2 protein-coding genes are annotated in these 2688 nt (G+C 74.7%); both read left to right on the top strand.

Annotated elements, in window-relative coordinates; all coding sequences use genetic code 11:
- Positions 1–1310 (top strand): AAA family ATPase (locus tag ABD353_RS20740; RefSeq protein ID WP_344625143.1); only part of this gene is annotated, 1310 nt, incomplete at its 5' end.
- A 91-nt stretch (positions 1311–1401) separates the two neighbouring features.
- Entirely contained in the window at positions 1402–2616 is a 1215-nt protein-coding gene (gene ftsY / locus ABD353_RS20735; RefSeq protein WP_344625142.1) for a signal recognition particle-docking protein FtsY, read from the top strand.
- Positions 2617–2688: the final 72 nt, after the last annotated feature.

The raw sequence follows: 2688 nt of genomic DNA, 5'->3' as shown, positions 1-2688 counted from the left end.
ACGAGCCCGACACCGCCGAACGCGACCGCCTGGCCGCCGCCGGAACCACCGCCCGCGCCACCGAGATGGAGGCCAGGCTCGCCGTCCGCACCCACGAGGAACGGGTCCGCTCCCTGGCCGGCCGCGCCGACCAGCTCGACCGTGCCGCCGCCGCCGAACCCGAGGCCCGCGCCCGGGCCGCCCGCCGCCGCGCCCGCGCCCGGCACGAGGCCGCGGTCGCCACCGCGGTCGCCGACGGCGCCCGGGTGCTGCTCGCCGCCGTCGGGTCCTCGCTGACCGCCGCCGACGCCGAACGCACCGCCGTCGAGCAGGACCGCACCGGGCGGGAGGCCGAGCTGCGCACCGCCCGCGAGCACGGCCGCGAACTCAAGGCCGAACTCGACCGGCTCGTCGACGCGGGCCACCGGGACGAGGTGCTGCGCGCCGAGAAGCGGCTGCGCATCGAGCAGTTGGAGTCCCGCGCGCTGGAGGAGTTCGGCATCGGCGGCCAGGAGCTGATCGACGGCTACGGCCCCGACCAGCCCGTCCCGCCGCCCGTCCCGGAGGACGGCGCCGAGCCCGGCGAGCCCCGCCCGTACGACCGGGCCGAGCAGGAGAAGCGGCTCAAGGCCGCCGAACGCGCCTACCAGCAGCTCGGCAAGGTCAACCCGCTGGCTCTGGAGGAGTTCGCCGCACTGGAGGAACGGCACCGCTTCCTCGGCGAGCAGCTCGACGACCTCAAGAAGAGCCGGCGCGACCTGATGGACATCGTCCGGGACGTCGACGCCCGGGTCGAGCAGCTGTTCAGCGCCGCCTTCCAGGACACCGCCGCCCAGTTCGAGGGCGTCTTCTCCCGGCTGTTCCCCGGCGGCGAGGGCCGGCTGGTGCTCACCGACCCCGAGTCCATGCTGACCACCGGCGTCGAGGTGGAGGCCCGGCCGCCCGGCAAGAAGGTCAAGCGGCTGTCGCTGCTCTCCGGCGGCGAGCGCTCGCTGACCGCCGTCGCCCTGCTGGTCTCCATCTTCAAGGCCCGCCCCAGCCCCTTCTACGTGATGGACGAGGTGGAGGCGGCGCTCGACGAGACCAACCTGCGCCGGCTGATCGCGATCATGGAGGAGCTCCGGGAGAGCTCCCAGCTGCTCGTCATCACCCACCAGAAGCTCACCATGGAGGCCGCCGACGCCCTCTACGGCGTCACCATGAAGGGCGACGGCATCTCCCAGGTGATCAGCCAGCGGCTGCGCGTGGGGGCACCTCCCGGCCGCCAGGCCGGGGGAGAGCACGACGGGGGAGAGCACGAGGAGAGGCGCACCCCGGCCCCGGCCGGCTGAGCCCGCGCCCGGCGGGCCCACGGACGGTGAGCGAGCCACGCCGCCCGGCTACTCCCGGCGGCGCGGGGGCGTCGCCGATACTGGGGGGGTTATGGAATACGTGATCCTTGCCGTAGTCATCGCCGTGGTCGCCGTCGGCGCGATCGCTGGCCTCGTCGTCAACGGCAGACGACGCAAGCCGGTGCCTCCCAAGCCCGAGGCACCCGTCATCACGCCGCCGCGCGAGCCGCAGGTCGGCGAGGAGTCCGCCCCGCCCAGCGAGGCACCCGTCCAGACCATCGAGGAGGTGCAGCTCCCCGAGGCCACGACGGCCCCCGAGGCCCCCGAGGTCCCGGTGGAGGCACCGGCGGAGGCCGCGGCCCCGCCGGCGGTCGAGGTACCCGAACCCACCGCGGGCCGGCTCGTCCGGCTGCGCTCCCGGCTCTCCCGCTCGCAGAACGCGCTCGGCAAGGGCCTGCTCACCCTGCTCTCCCGGGACCGCCTCGACGAGGACACCTGGGAGGAGATCGAGGAGACCCTGCTCACCGCGGACATCGGCGTCGCGGCCACCCAGGAGCTCGTCGACAGCCTCCGCACCCGGGTCAAGGTGCTCGGCACCCGCTCCCCCGCGGAGCTGCGCGGCCTGCTGCACGAGGAGCTCGTCGCGCTGATCGGGCCGGACGCCGACCGCACCGTCCGCTCCACCAAGCACGAGGAGGGCCCGGCGGTCGTCCTGGTCGTCGGCGTCAACGGCGTCGGCAAGACCACCACCACCGGCAAGCTCGCCCGCGTGCTGGTCGCCGACGGCCGACGGGTGGTGCTCGGCGCGGCCGACACCTTCCGCGCCGCCGCCGCCGACCAGCTCCAGACCTGGGGCGAGCGGGTCGGCGCGCACACCGTCCGCGGGCCCGAGGGCGGCGACCCGGCCTCGGTCGCGTTCGACGCCGTCAAGGAGGGCATCGCCGAGGGCGTCGACACCGTCCTGATCGACACCGCGGGCCGGCTGCACACCAAGACCGGCCTGATGGACGAGCTCGGCAAGGTCAAGCGCGTCGTCGAGAAGCACGGCCCGGTCGACGAGGTGCTGCTCGTCCTGGACGCCACCACCGGCCAGAACGGCCTCGTCCAGGCCCGGGTCTTCGCCGAGGTCGTCGACATCACCGGCATCGTGCTGACCAAGCTCGACGGCACCGCCAAGGGCGGCATCGTCGTCTCCGTCCAGCGCGAACTCGGCGTGCCGGTCAAGCTGGTCGGCCTCGGCGAGGGCGCCGACGACCTCGCCCCCTTCGAGCCGGCCGCCTTCGTGGACGCCCTGATCGGCGACTGATCGGCAACTGACCGGCGACCGGACGGCACGGCCACCACGGCACGGCCACGACAGCAAGAGCGGCGGGGGCGG

The organism is Kitasatospora arboriphila (assembly GCF_039528095.1).
Classification (GTDB): Bacteria; Actinomycetota; Actinomycetes; order Streptomycetales; family Streptomycetaceae; genus Kitasatospora; species Kitasatospora arboriphila.
Note: the sequence above shows the minus strand (reverse complement) of the source record. Positions and strands in the feature narration are given on the sequence as shown.